Source organism: Marinobacter sp. LV10R520-4 (assembly GCF_002563815.1).
Lineage (GTDB): Bacteria > Pseudomonadota > Gammaproteobacteria > Pseudomonadales > Oleiphilaceae > Marinobacter.
In genome coordinates, this window is sequence record NZ_PDJM01000001.1 from 2,999,473 (window position 1) to 3,017,075 (window position 17,603).

17 protein-coding genes, 1 tRNA gene and 1 pseudogene are annotated in these 17,603 nt (G+C 54.6%); 16 read left to right on the forward strand and 3 right to left on the reverse strand.

The features are described 5' to 3' along the window. Positions 1-147: 147 nt before the first annotated feature. The 16 genes from rpsB (at position 148) to ATG98_RS14685 (ending at position 14,976) form a co-directional block, all read left to right on the forward strand. On the forward strand, positions 148-891 hold the full coding sequence (gene rpsB / locus ATG98_RS14610; protein WP_098417884.1) for a 30S ribosomal protein S2: 744 nt from the start codon (positions 148-150) through the stop codon (positions 889-891). A gap of 115 nt (positions 892-1,006) precedes the next feature. After that, entirely contained in the window at positions 1,007-1,876 is an 870-nt protein-coding gene (gene tsf / locus ATG98_RS14615) for a translation elongation factor Ts (protein ID WP_098423665.1), read from the forward strand. 189 nt (positions 1,877-2,065) lie between these two features. Then, positions 2,066-2,794 carry a UMP kinase gene (gene pyrH, locus ATG98_RS14620; RefSeq protein ID WP_098423667.1) on the forward strand — a complete coding sequence of 243 codons (729 nt, stop codon included), beginning with the start codon at positions 2,066-2,068 and terminating at the stop codon, positions 2,792-2,794. Positions 2,795-2,896: 102 nt separating this feature from the next. Then, a complete protein-coding gene (frr, locus tag ATG98_RS14625; RefSeq protein WP_098423669.1) occupies positions 2,897-3,454 on the forward strand; it encodes a ribosome recycling factor in 558 nt (185 codons plus the stop codon). A 66-nt stretch (positions 3,455-3,520) separates the two neighbouring features. Beyond that, on the forward strand, positions 3,521-4,288 hold the full coding sequence (gene uppS / locus ATG98_RS14630; RefSeq protein ID WP_098417887.1) for a polyprenyl diphosphate synthase: 768 nt from the start codon (positions 3,521-3,523) through the stop codon (positions 4,286-4,288). Between the two features lie 24 nt (positions 4,289-4,312). Beyond that, positions 4,313-5,155, forward strand: a complete 843-nt coding sequence (locus ATG98_RS14635) for a phosphatidate cytidylyltransferase (protein WP_098417888.1) — start codon at positions 4,313-4,315, stop codon at positions 5,153-5,155. Continuing rightward, positions 5,155-6,339 (forward strand): 1-deoxy-D-xylulose-5-phosphate reductoisomerase, encoded by a 1,185-nt coding sequence (gene ispC / locus ATG98_RS14640; protein ID WP_098417889.1) that lies wholly within the window; start codon positions 5,155-5,157, stop codon positions 6,337-6,339. The genes ATG98_RS14635 and ispC overlap by 1 nt, the downstream gene beginning before the upstream one ends. A 54-nt stretch (positions 6,340-6,393) precedes the next feature. Continuing rightward, the gene (gene rseP / locus ATG98_RS14645; RefSeq protein ID WP_098423671.1) at positions 6,394-7,743 is read left to right on the forward strand and encodes an RIP metalloprotease RseP; all 1,350 of its coding nucleotides are present in this window, start codon (positions 6,394-6,396) and stop codon (positions 7,741-7,743) included. Positions 7,744-7,785: 42 nt separating this feature from the next. Further along, positions 7,786-10,122, forward strand: coding sequence for an outer membrane protein assembly factor BamA (bamA, locus tag ATG98_RS14650; protein ID WP_098423673.1), 2,337 nt, complete (start codon positions 7,786-7,788; stop codon positions 10,120-10,122). Positions 10,123-10,171: 49 nt separating this feature from the next. Next, a complete protein-coding gene (locus ATG98_RS14655) occupies positions 10,172-10,669 on the forward strand; it encodes an OmpH family outer membrane protein (protein WP_098423675.1) in 498 nt (165 codons plus the stop codon). 52 nt (positions 10,670-10,721) lie between these two features. Continuing rightward, complete coding sequence (gene lpxD / locus ATG98_RS14660) at positions 10,722-11,747, forward strand: UDP-3-O-(3-hydroxymyristoyl)glucosamine N-acyltransferase (RefSeq protein WP_098423677.1); 1,026 nt, start codon at positions 10,722-10,724, stop codon at positions 11,745-11,747. Between the two features lie 11 nt (positions 11,748-11,758). Beyond that, on the forward strand, positions 11,759-12,196 hold the full coding sequence (gene fabZ, locus ATG98_RS14665) for a 3-hydroxyacyl-ACP dehydratase FabZ (protein ID WP_098417894.1): 438 nt from the start codon (positions 11,759-11,761) through the stop codon (positions 12,194-12,196). Continuing rightward, a complete protein-coding gene (lpxA, locus tag ATG98_RS14670; protein ID WP_098417895.1) occupies positions 12,196-12,987 on the forward strand; it encodes an acyl-ACP--UDP-N-acetylglucosamine O-acyltransferase in 792 nt (263 codons plus the stop codon). Before fabZ ends, lpxA begins: the two co-directional genes overlap by 1 nt. A 15-nt stretch (positions 12,988-13,002) precedes the next feature. After that, on the forward strand, positions 13,003-14,169 hold the full coding sequence (lpxB, locus tag ATG98_RS14675) for a lipid-A-disaccharide synthase (RefSeq protein WP_098423679.1): 1,167 nt from the start codon (positions 13,003-13,005) through the stop codon (positions 14,167-14,169). Further along, positions 14,159-14,812, forward strand: coding sequence for a ribonuclease HII (rnhB, locus tag ATG98_RS14680; RefSeq protein ID WP_098423681.1), 654 nt, complete (start codon positions 14,159-14,161; stop codon positions 14,810-14,812). The genes lpxB and rnhB overlap by 11 nt, the downstream gene beginning before the upstream one ends. 87 nt (positions 14,813-14,899) lie before the next feature. After that, positions 14,900-14,976 (forward strand) — tRNA-Met (locus ATG98_RS14685). Positions 14,977-15,062: 86 nt separating this feature from the next. Here ATG98_RS14685 and cysD read toward each other — a convergent pair. From cysD to ATG98_RS14700, 3 genes and pseudogenes are all read right to left on the reverse strand, one after another. After that, positions 15,063-15,554 (reverse strand): annotated as a pseudogene (gene cysD, locus ATG98_RS14690) (sulfate adenylyltransferase subunit CysD); the annotation flags it as partial. Then, complete coding sequence (locus tag ATG98_RS14695) at positions 15,551-16,918, reverse strand: HipA domain-containing protein (protein ID WP_098423682.1); 1,368 nt, start codon at positions 16,916-16,918, stop codon at positions 15,551-15,553. The pseudogene cysD and the gene ATG98_RS14695, both read right to left, overlap by 4 nt. Further along, positions 16,915-17,325 (reverse strand): transcriptional regulator, encoded by a 411-nt coding sequence (locus tag ATG98_RS14700; protein ID WP_228706153.1) that lies wholly within the window; start codon positions 17,323-17,325, stop codon positions 16,915-16,917. The genes ATG98_RS14695 and ATG98_RS14700 overlap by 4 nt, the downstream gene beginning before the upstream one ends. Between the last annotated feature and the right edge of the window lie 278 nt (positions 17,326-17,603).

Here is a 17,603-nt window from a genome sequence, read left to right on the forward strand (position 1 = left end):
TATAAACGCGCCCGCTGGAAACAAATCCAGCAAATTCACACACGGGTCGACACGTTGCTCCAGGGTGCCTGCGGTTGTTGAAAATCGCACATAGGTTGGTGCAATCGGATTCGTGGAGGTCTAACCCGAAGTTACAAGGTAACTATAATGGCTCAAGTACATATGCGTGACCTGCTTAAAGCAGGTGCTCACTTTGGACACCAGACTCGCTACTGGAACCCAAAAATGTCGAAGTACATCTTCGGCGCCCGTAACAAGATTCACATCATCAACCTGGAACAGACCGTTCCAGCTATGAACGATGCTCTTAAATTCGTTGCGCAGCTAACCGAGAACAAGAACAAGATTCTGTTCGTAGGTACCAAGCGCGCCGCTGCGAAAATCATTAAAGAAGAAGCAGAGCGTTCAGGTCAGCCTTTTGTGAACCACCGCTGGTTGGGCGGCATGCTGACCAACTACAAAACCATTCGTCAGTCGATTCACCGCTACCGTGAACTGCAAGGCCATAGCAAAGACGGTACTTTCGACAAGCTGACCAAGAAAGAAGCACTTGAGCGCAGCCGCGAAATGGACAAGCTTGAGCGTTCCATTGGCGGTATCAAGGATATGGGCGGCCTGCCCGATGCCTTGTTCGTGATAGACGTTGACCACGAGCGTATTGCTATTAAAGAAGCCAACAAGTTGGGCATTCCTGTTATTGGTGTGGTTGACACCAACAGTAACCCTGACGGCGTTGACTACGTCATTCCGGGTAACGATGACGCTATCCGTGCTATCCAGATTTACGTGAAAGCGGTTGCTGACACCTGCCTGGAATCGGCCAACGCTGGCGCAGACGAGTTTGTTGAAGTTAGCGAAGAAGCTCCAAGCGCAGCGCCTGCTGCAGAATAAGGCTTTAGAGAGAAGCTTGAGAGCAACGCTAGATTTGCTCTGAGATTCAAAGCGTGCCCGGACAGGTTCCGGGCAGGTTTTCCTACCGAATTCGGAAATATTAAGAGGACCCAACATGGCTGCTATTACCGCTGCAATGGTCAAAGAGCTGCGTGAGCGCACCGGCCTTGGCATGATGGAATGCAAAAAAGCTTTGGTTGAATCGGAAGGCAGTGTAGACGCCGCGATTGAAGAGCTGCGCAAATCATCTGGCCTGAAGGCTGCTAAAAAAGCCGGCCGTACCGCCGCTGAAGGCGTTTCACTGATCAAGATTTCAGACGACCACACCGTGGGCCTGATTCTGGAAGTGAACTCCGAAACCGATTTTGTTGCTCGTGATGATAACTTCATCAACTTTGCCAACGAGGTGCTAGACGTTGCGTTCGCCAAGAACGAAACCGACGTTGCTCTGTTGATGGCGGGCGATCTGGAAGCCAAGCGTGAAGCGCTGGTCCAGAAAATCGGCGAGAACATCAGCGTACGTCGTGTTGTGCGCATTGAAGGCGCGGTTGTGGGCGGCTACGTTCACAGCACCAACAAGATTGCTGCCGTGGTTGCTTTGACCGCAGGTGACGCAGAGCTGGCCCGTGATATCGCCATGCACGTTGCTGCGGTAAACCCGCGCATCGCCAAGCCTGAAGATATGCCGGCTGAAGAGCTGGAGCAAGAAAAGGCGATCATCAAGGCGCAGCCGGATATGGCAGGCAAGCCGGCTGAAATCGTTGAAAAAATGATGGGCGGTCGCATCAAGAAATACTTGGCTGAAAACAGCCTGATCGAACAGCCGTTCGTTAAAAACCCGGAGCAAACCGTGGGCCAGCTGGTTGCAGCGGCCGGTGGCGAGCTGATTGGTTTCCTTCGCGTTGAAGTAGGCGAAGGCATCGAGCGGGAAGAAGTCGACTTTGCTGCCGAGGTTGCTGCTGCATCCGGTATCAACAAAGGCTGATTTCAGCTTCTGAAGCTGCCTGATTGATCGGCGGCTTCGTTCAAGTCTGCCACGTTAGCCGGTTTTCCGGCTCTCGTGGCGGGCTTGTATCTGAGATGCCCCTTTTTTGCCGAGGGTTATGTCAAATACAAGCCTGCCGCATCGCGCCGCCGCTTTGCGCCGCAGCCAATAGACCAGAAGGGGATCCGCATGTCGACAACGTCCAAAACTCAGCCCAGATACAAGCGTATCCTGCTAAAGCTCAGCGGTGAGGCCCTGATGGGTGATCTTGGTTTTGGTATTGACCCCAAAGTTCTGGACCGCATGGCGCTGGAAATTGGTGCGCTGATCGGTATTGGTGTGCAGGTTGGCCTGGTGATTGGTGGCGGTAACCTGTTCCGCGGCGAAGCCCTGAGCGCGGCCGGCATGGACCGCGTTAGCGGCGACCATATGGGCATGCTGGCCACCGTAATGAACGGCCTGGCCATGCGTGACGCTCTGGAGCGTTCCAACATCCGCACCCGTGTGATGTCTGCCATTCCCATGAGTGGTATTGTGGAACATTACGATCGCCGCAGCGCCGTGCGCGATCTGAAAGACGGCGACGTGGTTATTTTCTGTGCGGGTACCGGTAACCCCTTTTTTACCACCGATTCTGCGGCCTGTCTGCGCGGTATCGAAATTGAAGCCGACGCGGTACTTAAGGGCACCAAGGTAGACGGCGTGTATTCAGCCGATCCCTACCTGGACAGCACAGCGGTAAAATACGATTCCCTGACCTATGATGAAGTACTGGATAAAAAACTGGGCGTGATGGACCTGACGGCCATCTGCCTGGCCCGCGACCACGGCATGCCGCTGCGGGTATTTGATATGAATAGCCCCGGGGTTCTGACCCGCATCGTGACGGGCGAAAAAGTCGGTACTATTATTGAATAACCGATTGAATAACCGATTGAATAACCGATTGACTGATCGATTGGATAGTGGGTTGAATAATCCGGCAGGGTCCGGTTTTACGAACAAATCGAGGATAGGCAAGTGATTAACGAGATCAAAACGGAAGCTGAAACCAAAATGACCAAGAGTATTGAAGCTCTGACGTCAGCGTTTAACAAAATCCGAACCGGCCGTGCGCACCCTTCCATTCTGGACAGCGTGATGGTGAATTACTACGGCCAGGAAACGCCGCTGAAGCAGGTGGCCTCGGTGAATGTGGAAGACAACCGCACATTGACGGTGTCACCTTGGGAAAAAAATCTGGTTCCGCTGATTGAAAAGGCCATCATGACCTCCGACCTGGGACTAAACCCGTCTACCAGCGGTGACCTGATTCGGTTGCCTATGCCGATGCTGACCGAAGAAACCCGCAGAAACATGGTAAAGCAGGCTCGAGCTGATGCCGAACACGGCCGGGTTTCAGTGCGCAACGCACGTCGCGATGCCAACAGCACGCTGAAAGAGCTGTTAAAGGATAAAGACATCAGCGAAGACGACGAGCGCCGCGGCGAAGAAGAAGTGCAAAAGCTGACCGATCGCTTTATTGCGGAAGTGGAAAAGTTACTGAAAGCCAAAGAAGAGGATTTAATGGCGGTTTGATGCCGGCATTTTGAGCATACAACACTCACGGCTGCCATAAGGCGCGGCGGCCGCACAGGGGATGTTATGACCGCAACTGTTTCCGCAGCAATTCCGGAATCGGCACCAAGCCGGCCGAAACATGTTGCCGTTATCATGGACGGTAACAATCGTTGGGCCAAGGCCCGGCGCCTTAAAGGCGTGGCCGGTCACAAGGCCGGTGTGGATGCCGTTCGTGCTGTGGTAGAAACCTGTGCCCGCGAGGGTGTAAAGGTAGTTACCCTGTTTGCGTTTTCCAGTGAAAACTGGCGCCGCCCACAAGACGAAGTCTCTGCATTGATGAAGCTGTTTGTGTTCGCACTGGAGCGCGAAGTGCGCAAACTGCATCGCAACAATATTTGCCTTCGCCTGATTGGTGAACGCTCGGCTTTCAGCCCCCTGTTACAAGACTTGATGGCGAAAGCCGAAACACTCACCGCCAACAACACGGCGATGACCCTGGTGATCGCCGCCAATTACGGCGGCCAGTGGGACATTACCGAAGCCACCCGAAAAATTGCTGCAAAAGTCGCTAGCGGCCAGTTGCTGCCATCGGACATTACCGAAGACCTGATTCAAAGCCACCTGAGCCTGGGTGATTTGCCCATGCCAGACCTGATGATTCGTACCGCCGGCGAACAGCGCATCAGCAATTTTATGTTGTGGCACCTGGCGTACACGGAATTTTATTTCTCGCCGGTGTTTTGGCCGGACTTCAAGCAACCGCAGATGCAGGAAGCGTTGGCCGCTTATGCCGCAAGGCAAAGACGTTTTGGCCAGACGGATGACCAGGTCGCGGCCCGATCGTCGCTCTGATAACACAACAAGAGCAGGTTCACTGTGCTTAAAACCCGGATAATTACTGCGCTGATTCTGGCGCCCATTGCTATTGGTGGCGTTTTTTTCCTGCCGCCTGTGGGTTTTGCAATTTTTACCGCCGCATTGATTGCTTTGGGAGCCTGGGAATGGGCCAATATGGCGGGGCTGACAACGCAGCCCACCCGTGTTTGCTACAGCGCGGCTGTATTGCTGGTATTGGCGGCTTTATACGCGATAACAGCGCAGGGTGTGCTCTGGTTAGCGTTGTTTTGGTGGCTGGCCGGCTTTGGGCTGGTGGCTTATTATCCAAAAGGTTCTGCCCGTTGGGGCTCGGTTCCGGCACGAGCGGCCATGGGCTTGTTGGTGTTGGTGCCCGCCTGGGTTGGTTTGAATTATTTGCGCAGCGGAGAGTTCAAATTTGCGCTGACCGATAACAACCTGTTGTTGATTCTGTATGTGTTTGCGCTGGTGTGGGTAGCCGATATCGGCGCTTATTTTTCTGGTCGGAAATTTGGCAAGGCCAAGCTAGCGCCGCGGGTCAGTCCGGGTAAGTCCTGGGCCGGCGTGTGGGGCGGTTTGACGGCGGTTGCGGTTTTTTCATTGGTGGTTGGCCAGACACTTGGCGCCGGGGCTGGGCAAACCGTTGCCCTGATTATTATTTCCGTGGTTACCGCCGCGGTGTCGGTGCTTGGCGACTTGTTCGAGAGCATGTTTAAGCGCTTTCGCGGCATTAAAGACAGCAGTCGGCTGCTGCCTGGGCACGGCGGTATTATGGACCGTATAGACAGTCTGACCGCGGCCATACCGATATTTACTCTGCTCGTTATTCAACTTGGTTGGCTAAATGTTGGGCCCTTATCTTGATGCAACGCCGCTACCTATCTGTGCTGGGAGCCACCGGCTCTATTGGTTTGAGTACGCTGGATGTGGTGCGTCGTCACCCTCAGCGTTTTTCAGTGTACGCTCTGACGGCCTGTTCAAGTGTTGAGTCGATGGCGGCTTTATGCCGCGAGTTTGAACCGGCCATTGCCGTAATGGCCGATGGGGTGGCGGCTGAAAAGCTGCGTGAAGCATTGCGTGACTTGCCGAATATTCAAGTGTTGGCCGGTGAGGCTGGTCTGAGTGAAGCGGCGACAAACCCGGCGGTTGATACGGTGATGGCGGCCATTGTGGGTGCGGCGGGTTTGCCGTCAACTCTGGCCGCAGTGCGCGCTGGGAAGCGGGTTTTACTGGCGAACAAAGAAGCGCTAGTCATGTCCGGGCGTCTGTTCATGGACGCTGTGGACGAGTCGGGCGCGGAATTGCTGCCCATTGACTCCGAGCACAACGCCATCTTCCAGTGCATGCCGGCGGGCCGTATTCGCCAGCCCGATGCCGCAGGGATTACCCGTATTTTGCTGACCGCTTCGGGCGGGCCTTTCCGCGAAATGCCAGCCGCAGATATGGCACAGGTAACGCCTGACCAGGCCTGTGCTCACCCCAATTGGTCCATGGGTAGAAAAATTTCTGTTGATTCTGCCACCCTCATGAATAAGGGGCTGGAGCTGATCGAGGCTTGCTGGTTGTTCAATATCTCGCCGGAAAAAATTGAAGTACACGTTCATCCGGAGAGTATCATCCACTCTATGGTGGAATACGCTGACGGCTCTGTGCTGGCGCAGATGGGCAGTCCGGACATGCGCACGCCGATAGCCAACGGCCTGGCCTGGCCAGAGCGTATCGAAGCTGGCGTAGCACCGTTAGACCTGTTTGCGATTGGCCGATTTCACTTCGAGCGTCCGGATACCGAGCGCTTTCCGTGTTTGCGCTTGGCCGCAGAAGCCTTTAAAACGGGTGGTACCGCACCGGCAGTGCTCAACGCCGCCAACGAGGTCGCGGTGGAAGCTTTTTTGCGGGGCAGGGTTCGCTTTACTGACATCCCCGTTATTATAGACCAAACCCTGGCCGCTGTTGCTGCCGTTCCGGCAGACAGTTTTGACATTATTTTTAGCAAAGATTCTGAAGCGCGGCAGTTTGCCAGCGCCCGGGTGGCTGAGCTGGCATGCTGAAGTCAGAGTCGTGTTTTTGCTGTCGCTGCGGCAGTCATTATTCCAAGAGGCGCTATGCAGATCATTGAGACCATTCTTTCGCTGGCGTTAACGCTGGGCATTCTGGTGACCATTCATGAATACGGGCATTTCTGGGTAGCCCGCCGTTTTGGCGTAAAGGTCCTACGCTTTTCGGTCGGTTTCGGTAAACCTATATGGTCCTGGTATGACCGCCACGGCACTGAGTTTGCTGTGGCTGCGATTCCATTGGGTGGCTATGTAAAAATGCTGGACGCCCGTGAGGGGACGGTGCCGCCGGAGCTGAGCGATCAGGCGTTTACCTCGAAGTCGCCGTATCAGCGCATTGCCATAGCGGCGGCCGGACCCGCGGCCAACTTTATATTCGCCATTGCTGCCTATTGGCTGCTGGCGGTGGTCGGCGTGACCACGGTTGCGCCTATTATCGGCTCGGTAGCACCGGGCTCGGTGGCCGAACGTGTCGGCCTTGCGCCTGGTATGGAATTGACGGAAGTTGACGGTCACGGTGTCAGCTCTTGGCGCAGCGTTAACATGCGCCTGCTGGAGCGTGCCGGCGAACATGGTACAGTGACCTTCGCCGTAATCAGCGGCCAGGGCCAGGGCTTATTTCAGGGCGAGCTGGGCGGATGGAAGCTGAGCACCGATACGCCCGATCCGCTCAGCGAATTTGGTATTGTGCCCGATCGCCCGGCTATACCGCCGGTGTTGGGGATGATCTCCGCAGATGGCCGCGCCAGCGCTGCCGGACTTCAACCGGGCGACCGAATAATCGCGGTAGATGGCGAGCCGATTGAGAACTGGTTTGGCCTGGTTGAGCGCGTTCGACAATCGCCAGAGCAAAGCCTGGTGCTGCGTTTTGAACGCGAAGGCGCCGAGCGCGAGCTGAGTATTGTTCCAGCGGCAAAAACTACAGACGATGGTGAAATAATTGGCTTGATTGGGGCCGGTGTGCAGGTGCCGGAATGGCCGGAAGGCAGCCTGCGCGAAATCAGTTATGGCCCGCTGGCGGCATTTCCGATTGCGGTTGAAGAAACCTGGGCCGATACTCGCTTGACGCTGGTGGCCATCAAAAAAATGCTGACCGGATTGTTGTCGCCCAGCAATCTGAGTGGGCCCATTACCATTGCCCGTGTTGCCGAAGCCAGCGTGAGTTCCGGATTTGAAGACTTTGTGCGGTTTCTGGCCTACCTGAGTGTCAGCCTTGGTGTGCTGAATCTGCTGCCGGTGCCGGTACTTGATGGGGGCCATATTTTGTACTACACAATCGAGGCGATCCGTCGTAAGCCGGTGTCTGAGCAAATACAGGCCGTTGGATTAAGAATTGGTATGGCTTTGATACTGACTTTAATGGTGTTTGCTCTTTACAACGACCTTATGCGGTTGTGAGAATTGCGGCTCCTTAGCGCATTAACCAGGCGAAATATTTGAATGAGACTTACTCTTCTAGGTTTAGCCGTTGGCTTGACAGTGGCCACACTCGGTATAAAGCCCGCGCTTGCGGACACATTCACGGTATCTGACATTGAAGTGGAAGGCCTTCAGCGCGTATCTGCGGGTACGGTTTTTGGTTCCTTCCCGATCAATATTGGCGAACAGGTTGACGGCACCGAACTGGCAGCGGCCATAAAATCGCTGTTCGGCACCGGTCTGTTCACCGATATCCAGGCAAGCCGCGATTCCGGTGCACTGATTTTGACTGTGCGCGAGCGCCCGTCGATCAGCGCTATCAACATTGACGGCAACAAGAATATAGAAACCGATATTCTTACAGACGCGCTTTCGGGCGCAGGCCTCGAAGAAGGCCAGGTATTCCGCCGTGCAACACTCGAACGGCTAGAGCTGGAAATTCTGCGCTCTTACATTGGTCAGGGCCGGTACAACGCCCGTGTGAAAGCAACGGCCAATGAGCTACCCAGTAACCGTGTTGACGTCAGTCTGGATATCAACGAGGGCAGTGTTGCCGCGATTCATCACATTAATCTGGTCGGCAACCAGGAGTTTAGCGATGAAGAGCTAAAAGACTTGCTTGAGCTGCAAAGCACTGGCTGGTGGAACTCCCTCACTAACTCTGATAAATACGCCCGTGAGCGTTTGAGTGGCGATCTGGAAACCCTGCGCTCTTTTTACCTGGACCGTGGTTACCTCGATTTCAACGTCGAGTCCAGCCAAGTGTCCATATCGCCAGACAAACAAAAGGTGTTCATCGTTATCGCACTGAACGAAGGCCGCCAGTACACGCTGTCTGACATTCGCCTGCGGGGCAACCTTATTGTGCCGGAGCAGGAATTGCGTGATCTGATCCCGGTAACAGTGGGTGACGTGTTTTCACGGGCCCAGATGACCGCTATTTCCGAAAGTTTGTCATTCCGCCTGGGTCGCGAAGGTTACGCGTTTGCCGATGTGAACGCGGTGCCTGAAACGTCCGAAGACGGCACTGCAGCGGTGACCTTCTTTGTTGAGCCGGGCAAGCGCGCCTACGTGCGCCGGGTAAATTTCTCTGGCAACGTGTCCACTCGCGACGATGTGCTGCGCCAGGAAATGACCCAGATGGAAGGGGGCATTGCTTCTTCTGACCGGATTGAATACTCCAAAGTCCAGCTTGAGCGCCTGGGCTTTTTTAAAGGCGTGAATGTGGAGACCGTGCCGGTACCCGGCACAGATGATCTGGTCGATGTAAACTACAGCGTTGAAGAGCAGCCCACCGGCAGCCTGTCCGCTTCTGTTGGCTTCTCTCAGGATTCTGGCATTATCCTTGGCGCCAGCGTGTCTGAAAATAACTTTTTCGGAACCGGTAAGCGAGTATCGTTTGGGGTGAACTTCAGCGACTCTGTCAAGAGCGCCAACGTGTCTTACCTCGATCCGTACTACACCGTTGACGGTGTCAGCCGCGGTTTCAGTGTGTTTGCCCGTGAAACGGACTACGAAGAAGAAGATATCTCATCTTACTTGCTGGATGAGTATGGTACGCGCGTCACCTTCGGCTACCCCATTGATAACATTACGCGCTTGAACTTCGGCGCCGGTTACACCCTGTCAAAAGTGAAAGAAGGCATCTTCAGCGCCCAGGAAGTGAGCGATTTTATTGACGAAGAGGGTGACGCCTTCAATAACTTTTTCCTTTTTGGCAGCTGGCGCCAAAGCACCCTGAACCGCGGTATTCTTCCTTCGGACGGCTATAGCCAGTCGTTGTCGCTGGACGTCGCGGTGCCGGGTAGTGATCTGACCTTCTATAAGGTTGGGCACAAAACCGACTTCTACTTCCCGTTGACTGACTCCCAGAATTGGGTTCTGCGCACCCGCACCGAAATCGGTTACGGTGACGGCTATGGCGATCGAACGGTCATGCCGTTTTACGAGCATTATTATTCCGGTGGTTTCGGTTCGGTTCGCGGTTTCCGCGCCAACTCGCTTGGGCCCCGCGAAACGCCCCGCGGAACGTCCAATGGGGGTCTCCGAGATTTTTCTGATCCCGATCCGTTCGGTGGTAACCTGCTGACTGAGGCTGGCGTAGAGTTGATACTGCCGACGCCTTTTGCTGGTGATACCCGGTCTATGCGTACCTCGATATTTCTTGATGGTGGGCAGGTATTTGATACCGACCGCGATTTTGGTCCGGAATTGGGTGAAGTGCGCTTTTCTGCGGGTATTGGCTTCCAGTGGATTACTGCGGTGGGTCCTTTGGCGTTCAGCCTGGCCAAACCGTTGAACGACAAACCCGGCGACGATACCCAAGTGTTCCAGTTCTCACTGGGCCAGACTTTCTAGCGTGTTTTCACACAAGATTTACCACAAAACTGCAACAAGGAGAAAATCGATGTCCCGCATAACCCTGATTGTGGCTGCGGCCATAATGGCACTGTCGTTTCCCGCCATGGCTGAAACTCGTATTGGTGTGGTAGACCTGCGACAGGCCTTGTTTGCTTCAAGCAGCGCAAAAACCTTTAGCGAAAAATTGCAGCAGGATTTCGCCGGCGACGAAGTGGCGGTTCGTGAAGCGCAGGAAAAGGCGCGGGCGATGCAGGACCGCCTGCAAAAAGACGGCGCCATGATGAACGACAGTGAGCGGGATAAGCTGGCCGGCGAATTTCAACAGACCGTGCAACAGTTCAATGCCTTGAAGCAACGCCTGGATACCACCGTGTCACAGCGCAAGCAGGCGTTTCTTGAAGCGGCCCGCCCGCAGGTGGATGTCGCGGTAAAAGAACTGCTGGACGAAAACGACCTTGACCTGATTTTACCGAGCGAAGCTGTGGTTTACGTGAAACCTGATTTGAATTTGACCGAGCAGCTCCTGGAGAAACTGAACCGTTAAGTCGGGTTGTTATGAACCCATACTTTAACGGCGTAGCGCCAGGAGGCCCACGATGACAGCATCGTCTTATCTGTTGGGTGATATCGCCCGCGAGCTGGGTGCAGAACTGAGGGGTGATCCGCAACAGCGCATCACCGGATTGGCCACTTTGCAGCGCGCAGGCCCCGAGCAAATCAGCTTCCTGGCGAACCCGTCTTACGGCAAACACGTTGCCACCAGCCAGGCTGGTGCCATTATTGTTTCGCCCGAATTTGCGGCGTTGGCCACCTGCAGCGCGCTAGTGATGGACAATCCCTATCTGGGCTACGCCCGTTTGAGCCACTGGTTTGATACGACGCCGAAAGCCCCTGTAGGGGTTCATCCCAGCGCGGTGATTGATCCTTCCGCCAGCATAGGGGTCGGGGTCAGTATTGGTGCTCAAGTAGTCATTGAAGCGGATGTAGACATTGGTGAAGGCGTGGTTGTTGGCCACGGCTGCGTGATTGGTGCCCGCACCCGTATTGGGCGCGACAGCCTTCTGAGACCCCGGGTGACCTTGGCGCACGACGTGGTTATAGGGCAGCGTTGCCACATTCTCAGCGGCGCGGTGATTGGTTCGGATGGCTTCGGTTTTGCCAACGAGCGGGGTGTTTGGCACCGCATTGCACAGATTGGCCGGGTAGTTCTGGGTAATGATGTAGAAGTGGGCGCTAACACCACCATTGACCGCGGAGCGCTGGACGATACGGTCATTGGCGACGGCGTAAAACTCGATAACCTGATTCAGATCGCCCATAACGTTCACATAGGCGATCACAGCGCGATGGCCGCTAAAGTGGGTATTTCCGGCAGCACCCGCATTGGCAGCCACTGCGTATTCGGCGGTGCGGCCGGCGTAGCCGGACATCTGACCATCAGCGATGGCGTGCAGCTCACGGGTATGACACTGGTCACCGGTGACATCAGCGAACCTGGCGTGTATTCGTCTGGAACCAGCGCAGAAACCAACCGGCAATGGCGCAAAAACGCAGTGCGTTTCCGTCAGCTGGACGCCATGGCCAGACGGCTAAAAGAATTGGAAAAGAAATCAGAGGGCTGAGGCCGATCAACATGATGTATATTAAAGAAATTCTTGAATACTTGCCTCACCGCTACCCGTTTTTGCTGGTGGACCGGGTAACTAACATTGAAAGCGGCAAGTTCATCAAGGGCTACAAAAACATCTCGTTTAACGAGCAGTATTTTGCAGGCCATTTTCCTGACAACCCGATTATGCCGGGCGTGTTGATTATAGAAGCCATGGCCCAGTTGTCCGGTATTCTGGGTTTTGTCACGGTAGGCCGCAAACCGACTGATGGGCTGGTTCAGTATCTGGCGGGTGCCAGCAAAGTGCGTTTCAAGCGCCCGGTGCTGCCAGGCGACCAGCTATGCATGGAGTCTGAAGTTATGTCGACCAAGCGTGGCATCTGGAAATTCGAGTGCCGCGCCCTGGTTAATAACGAAGTGGTCTGTATCGCAGAAATCCTGACCGCGGAGCGAGAAATTTGATGGCGCCACGTGATTGGTCCGGAGTGCATCCCCAGGCGATTGTTGATGCCTCAGCCAAGCTTGCAGATAACGTGACCGTTGGCCCCTGGAGCTACATAGGCCCGGGTGTTGAAATCGGGGAAGGCACCGAAATCATGTCCCACGTGGTCATCAAAGGACCGACCGTTATTGGTCGCAATAATCGAATCTTCCAGTTTTCCAGTGTTGGCGAAGAATGCCAAGACAAAAAGTACGCTGGCGAGCCCACCCGCCTGGTGATTGGCGACAACAACACCATTCGTGAAAACTGCACCGTGCATCGCGGCACCGTGCAAGACCAGGGTGAAACCCGCATCGGCAACGACAACCTGCTGATGGCGTATGTGCATGTTGCCCACGACTGCGTGCTGGGGGATAACATCATTTTGGCCAACTGCACTACTCTGGCGGGCCACGTGACCCTGGACGACTACGCCATACTGGGTGGCGGTACCATGGTGCATCAATTCTGCCACATTGGCGCCCACAGCATGGCGGCTGGCGGCAGTATCGTGCTGAAAGACATACCCGCTTACGTTATGGCCAGCGGCCAGTCTGCGCAGCCCTACGGCATGAATGTGGAAGGCCTGAAACGTCGCGGTTTTGGTAAAGACATCCTGGCCAGTTTGCGTAGAGCCTATAAGGTGATTTATCGCCAGGGGTTAACCACCGAGCAAGCCATCAAGGCGCTGGAAACCGACTTTGCCGACGTGCCAGAAATTACACCGTTGATTGAATCGCTACGCCGGGCCGATCGCGGCATCATTCGCTGAACGGGTAGGCTGACATTGCAAAATCCCGAATCCTGCATCACCTTTGGCATCATTGCCGGTGAAGCCTCTGGTGATATCCTAGGTGCAGGATTGATTCGCTCCCTGCGCAAACGCTACCCCAACGCCCGCTTTGCCGGTATTGGCGGCGAAGAAATGATGGCCGAAGGCTTCCAGTCCCTGGTGCCCATGGAACGCTTGAGCGTGATGGGTCTGGTGGAAGTGCTGGGCCGTATTGGTGAGCTGGTGCGCATTCGCCGCCGCCTACTGGATTTCTTCCTGACTACGCCTCCTGCAGTGGTCATCGGTATCGATTCCCCGGATTTCACTTTGGCGGTAGAACGCCGCTGCCGCGAGGCAGGCATACCGGCGGTGCATTACGTCAGCCCATCGGTGTGGGCCTGGCGTAAAAAGCGCATCTTCAAGATCGCCAAATCCGTCGACTTAATGCTGACCCTGTTTCCGTTCGAAACCGACATTTATCACCAGCATAATATACCTGTGGCCTTTGTTGGCCATCCTCTGGCAGACCGTATACCCATGCGGCCAGATACCGCCCAGGCACGGGCAGACTTGGGGCTGGAACTCGCCAAGCCCGTTCTGGCCATATTGCCAGGGAGCCGTGGGGGAGAAGTGGAGCGTTTGGGTACACTTTTTTTAGAGGCTGCGCGCTGGCTGCAGCAGCGCATTCCCGATTTGCAACTGGTAATCCCTTGTGCCAACCGTGAGCGCGAAAAGCAGATTCGTGGCATCACTGAAGCTCTGGCGCTGAGCTTGCCGGTGACCATTGTGAAAGGCCGTTCCCGGGAAGTCATGGCGGCCTCTGATGTGGTTTTACTGGCTTCTGGCACCGCGACCCTGGAAGCCATGCTGCTGAAAAAGCCCATGGTGGTGGGTTACCGACTTAGTGACTTCAGCTACAAAATACTGTCGCGCATGGTGCAGATACCCCACATCGCTTTACCTAACTTACTCGCTCGCCAGGAACTGGTGCCAGAACTGCTGCAAGACGCCGCTACGCCGGAAGCCTTGGGAGCAGCCGTACTCAGCCAGCTTGAAGACACCTCAGAGCGCGAGCAGCTGATTGAAGCCTTCACCGAGCTTCACCTGACCCTGCGGCAGAACGCTGATGAGCAGGCGGCCACGGCCATTGCGGCGCTGCTGGCAGGTGCTTATGGCCGTTAAAACTCCCTTACCGCTTTTTGTATGTGAGTACCAGGGGGTGCTTCTGGCCGGTGTGGATGAAGTAGGGCGCGGGCCTCTGATCGGCGCGGTGGTTACTGCAGCAGTGATACTAGACCCGGCTCGACCAATTGTGGGCCTGGCAGATTCGAAAAAACTCAGCGAGAAAAAGCGCAACCAACTGTTCGACGAAATCATCGAGAAAGCCACCGCCTGGAGCCTTGGCCGTTGCGAAGCCGAAGAGATTGATCGCCTGAACATCTTCCAGGCCACCATGGTGGCCATGACCCGCGCCGTTGAGGGTCTAAATCCGCAACCCGAGTACGTGCTGGTAGATGGTAATCGCTGCCCGGATTGGCGCTGGCCCGCCGCGGCTGTGGTGAAAGGCGATATGCGAATAGCCGCCATCAGCGCTGCATCGATTCTGGCGAAAGTAACCCGCGACAGAGAATTACAGGCGTTAGACCAGCAATACCCGGGCTACGGCCTGGCGCAACACAAAGGCTACCCAACTCCGGCTCACATGGAAGCGCTGGCACGCCTGGGCGCCACACCCCAACACCGCCGCTCATTTCGCCCGGTTAGAGAAGCCCTGAACACCGTCGGCGACTTTAATCCCGACGCACAAGACGATTTTTTTGTATAAGGCGTTGACAACCCATCAGTCGGGTATTAGTATACGCGCACATTGATTGAGACGAGTTTGAAAAGCGCCTCACCAATACCAGTTTGATGCGGGATGGAGCAGTCTGGTAGCTCGTCGGGCTCATAACCCGAAGGTCGTAGGTTCGAATCCTGCTCCCGCTACCATATAGTGAAAAGACAGATCAGTTACCAACTGATCTGTCTTTTTTTTGGCTTTTAGAAAAGCTTTATGACGGCCAAGTGGTACATATAGGGCGCTGGTTTTTTGGATCCCAGCGGTGTTGCGCTGTTCTGAACGAAAAAATGCGCTCTTTGGCTCGGGACTTTTCTTCATCGCGGCGGGCACCGCCGAAGGCCGCATCAAAACCGTATTTATCCAGAGCCTGCTTTAGACACTCAGTTTTCATGATATCGGTATGTATGGCCGAGCCGTGGGCAAACGGGTTGATGTCTTTTTCAATGCCTTCCGGGTTGATGTGCACCAGCAGGTCCATACCCATTTGTTCCGCCATCTTGTCGCGGAATTCATACATGGCCCGAAACTTCCAGCGCGTATCAATATGCATCAGCGGGAACGGCGGTGGCGAAGGCGCAAATGCTTTGCGCGCCAGGTGCAGCATAACCGCCGAGTCTTTGCCCACGGAATACAGCATAACCGGGTTTTCAGTTTCGGCGACCACTTCGCGCATAATCTGAATGCTTTCTGCTTCAAGCCGCTGCAAATGAGTAAGTGATGTTGTCATCTGTGCCAACGTAAGGTGGAAGATGTGTTTTCAAGCGCAGCACTAGCGCGAAGGCTCTGTTCCATGTCGTTTAGGACAATATGCAGGATAGATAGAATCAGCTTCTGCTCGATGCCCCAATGCTTTTTGGCCTCGGCCGGATCGGGCGACTTCTCAACCAATCTCCCATGCTCCTCACAAATTCTTTTATAAAGGTTGTGGGCAGTTGGAAGGATGGTATCAAGCTGACGGGTAATTTCCCGCGACACGGTACCCTTCGCCAACCCCAGTGCCAGACCGGCACTCACCAGATCTTTGAAAGTGACTGCGCCGAAGCTCTTGGAATCGTCACTGATTTGAAGCGCCAGTTCAGATGACGGCCATCGTGCATTTTCTGAGGCAAGGGCTCTCGTCTCATAAACAGCTGTCGCCAAAAGATCATAAGCGGGGGCCACACGAATGCCTTCCCAATCAACAATGAACGATATGTTCTTCAGATGATTGTCACCGTTGCCCGTCAGAACATTAAAAATTAACCAACGGAATAATCCCAAACGAGCAACAGCTTTGCCTCGGCATTTCAAAATTGCTTTATTGAGGGACTCTGTATTTGCGCCGGTGTATTTGAAGGTCCTGTCTCTGTTTAAGAGCTGGCAAGTGTCGATCACATGAATGCGATGAACCACGCCCGCCACATCGGACCACCGATCAAACCGCTCAATGATGTACACAGGTTCGGGCACATAACGCATGCTGACATCAGGGACATCCAGCTTCATTTCCCGATCAAGTCGCATAATAAAATATTCATTCATTACCGAGGCTGGATAGTCTGGCCCCGGATGATTGGGCTTCAGAATATGTGTGGACGGCGTGCCCGCTTCCGGCTCATAGATTTCGTCCCCGTCCAGAACGATCAACATCTTGTGTTGAGCGCCGGCCAGCGACATCCGCTTTGGAGAGTCTTTCTGTAGAGAGGATCTGGAAAGATTTCCGATCCGTTGACTCAGCTGGTTGTTGGTTAGCTTCCTGCGCCCAGTTGGAAGATCTAACGAACATTCGTGTTCGAGTAAAACCAGAGCGCCGGCAGACTCGGCGCCGTAGTACTCCAAAAGACCAAAGGAATCTTCCCACTTCAGCCCTGCTTCTTTTGCGACGACCTGGCGCAAAGTCTCTTCTGGCAGAAGGTTGTCAAAGTACCACTGGACGGGGCGCGTTGATGAGCCATCTTTGATGGTTTTTTCATCTCTAGATAGTGCCGGAGAAAGATCGAACCCATCCACGAATGACAACCAGTCGTCAGCGTATGAAAATTCCCAGATGTTTTCTTGCTCAGACAGGAGGCCTACCGTTGCTCCGTTGTGATAAACCACCAGGCTTCTCATGTTTTACGGCTCGATGAGATTGGGCTTGAATCCTCTGCTTCTCGTTTTCTTTCGCGAGGTGGGAGTGGCTTCATTCCCGTCGCTTTCAGTTGTTCGTATTGCAGCAAAGCTGACTCGGGTATGTCGAACGTCACGCGGATTCCTAACTCGTCGAGTAAGCGTAGAAAACGACCGAATTCAATGGTCTCCTTACCTCGCTCGGCATCACGCACGAAGACGTGACCGACACCGGCACTTCCTGCCAGGTCATCTTGCCTCAGGGATTGGCTTTTTCGCACTGCCCGGACAAGCATTCCAGCCTGCTCAACGCTAGACACGGTCATTTTCATCATAAAACCTATATTCGATGCGCATGCATAGAATATAGCGCAGCCTGGCAAATTAAGCCAAAATTCGATGGGTTCCATTCGTTTCATGCAATAAACAAATCAAAATATACAAAATCGATTTGACCGATTCGATTCCGACACAGGAATTCGGTGGCCAGCAGCGCGAGCGCAGTTGGAGCGCCTTCTCAGATATAAACGTATGTACTCGGCGTGGATTGGGCCCCCTGTGACCCGATAGGTCGGTGGTTAAACGCTCAAAAGCCTGACGTGCAAACGCGGACGCGTCAAGCTGCAACGGCCGCTCAATCCGGCAAGAAATACGGCCCTGATATAGACTTTTCAGCGACATTTATCAT

Excerpts from the sequence above, each read along its gene's own strand:
- rpsB (WP_098417884.1), top strand. The coding sequence starts at position 148 with ATGGCTCAAGTACATATGCGTGACCTGCTTAAAGCAGGTGCTCACTTT.
- tsf (WP_098423665.1), top strand. The coding sequence starts at position 1,007 with ATGGCTGCTATTACCGCTGCAATGGTCAAAGAGCTGCGTGAGCGCACC.
- pyrH (WP_098423667.1), top strand. The coding sequence starts at position 2,066 with ATGTCGACAACGTCCAAAACTCAGCCCAGATACAAGCGTATCCTGCTA.
- uppS (WP_098417887.1), top strand. The coding sequence starts at position 3,521 with ATGACCGCAACTGTTTCCGCAGCAATTCCGGAATCGGCACCAAGCCGG.
- ispC (WP_098417889.1), top strand. The coding sequence starts at position 5,155 with ATGCAACGCCGCTACCTATCTGTGCTGGGAGCCACCGGCTCTATTGGT.
- rseP (WP_098423671.1), top strand. The coding sequence starts at position 6,394 with ATGCAGATCATTGAGACCATTCTTTCGCTGGCGTTAACGCTGGGCATT.
- bamA (WP_098423673.1), top strand. The coding sequence starts at position 7,786 with ATGAGACTTACTCTTCTAGGTTTAGCCGTTGGCTTGACAGTGGCCACA.
- ATG98_RS14655 (WP_098423675.1), top strand. The coding sequence starts at position 10,172 with ATGTCCCGCATAACCCTGATTGTGGCTGCGGCCATAATGGCACTGTCG.
- lpxD (WP_098423677.1), top strand. The coding sequence starts at position 10,722 with ATGACAGCATCGTCTTATCTGTTGGGTGATATCGCCCGCGAGCTGGGT.
- fabZ (WP_098417894.1), top strand. The coding sequence starts at position 11,759 with ATGATGTATATTAAAGAAATTCTTGAATACTTGCCTCACCGCTACCCG.
- lpxA (WP_098417895.1), top strand. The coding sequence starts at position 12,196 with ATGGCGCCACGTGATTGGTCCGGAGTGCATCCCCAGGCGATTGTTGAT.
- rnhB (WP_098423681.1), top strand. The coding sequence starts at position 14,159 with ATGGCCGTTAAAACTCCCTTACCGCTTTTTGTATGTGAGTACCAGGGG.
- ATG98_RS14695 (WP_098423682.1), bottom strand. The coding sequence starts at position 16,918 with ATGAGAAGCCTGGTGGTTTATCACAACGGAGCAACGGTAGGCCTCCTG.
- ATG98_RS14700 (WP_228706153.1), bottom strand. The coding sequence starts at position 17,325 with ATGGAACCCATCGAATTTTGGCTTAATTTGCCAGGCTGCGCTATATTC.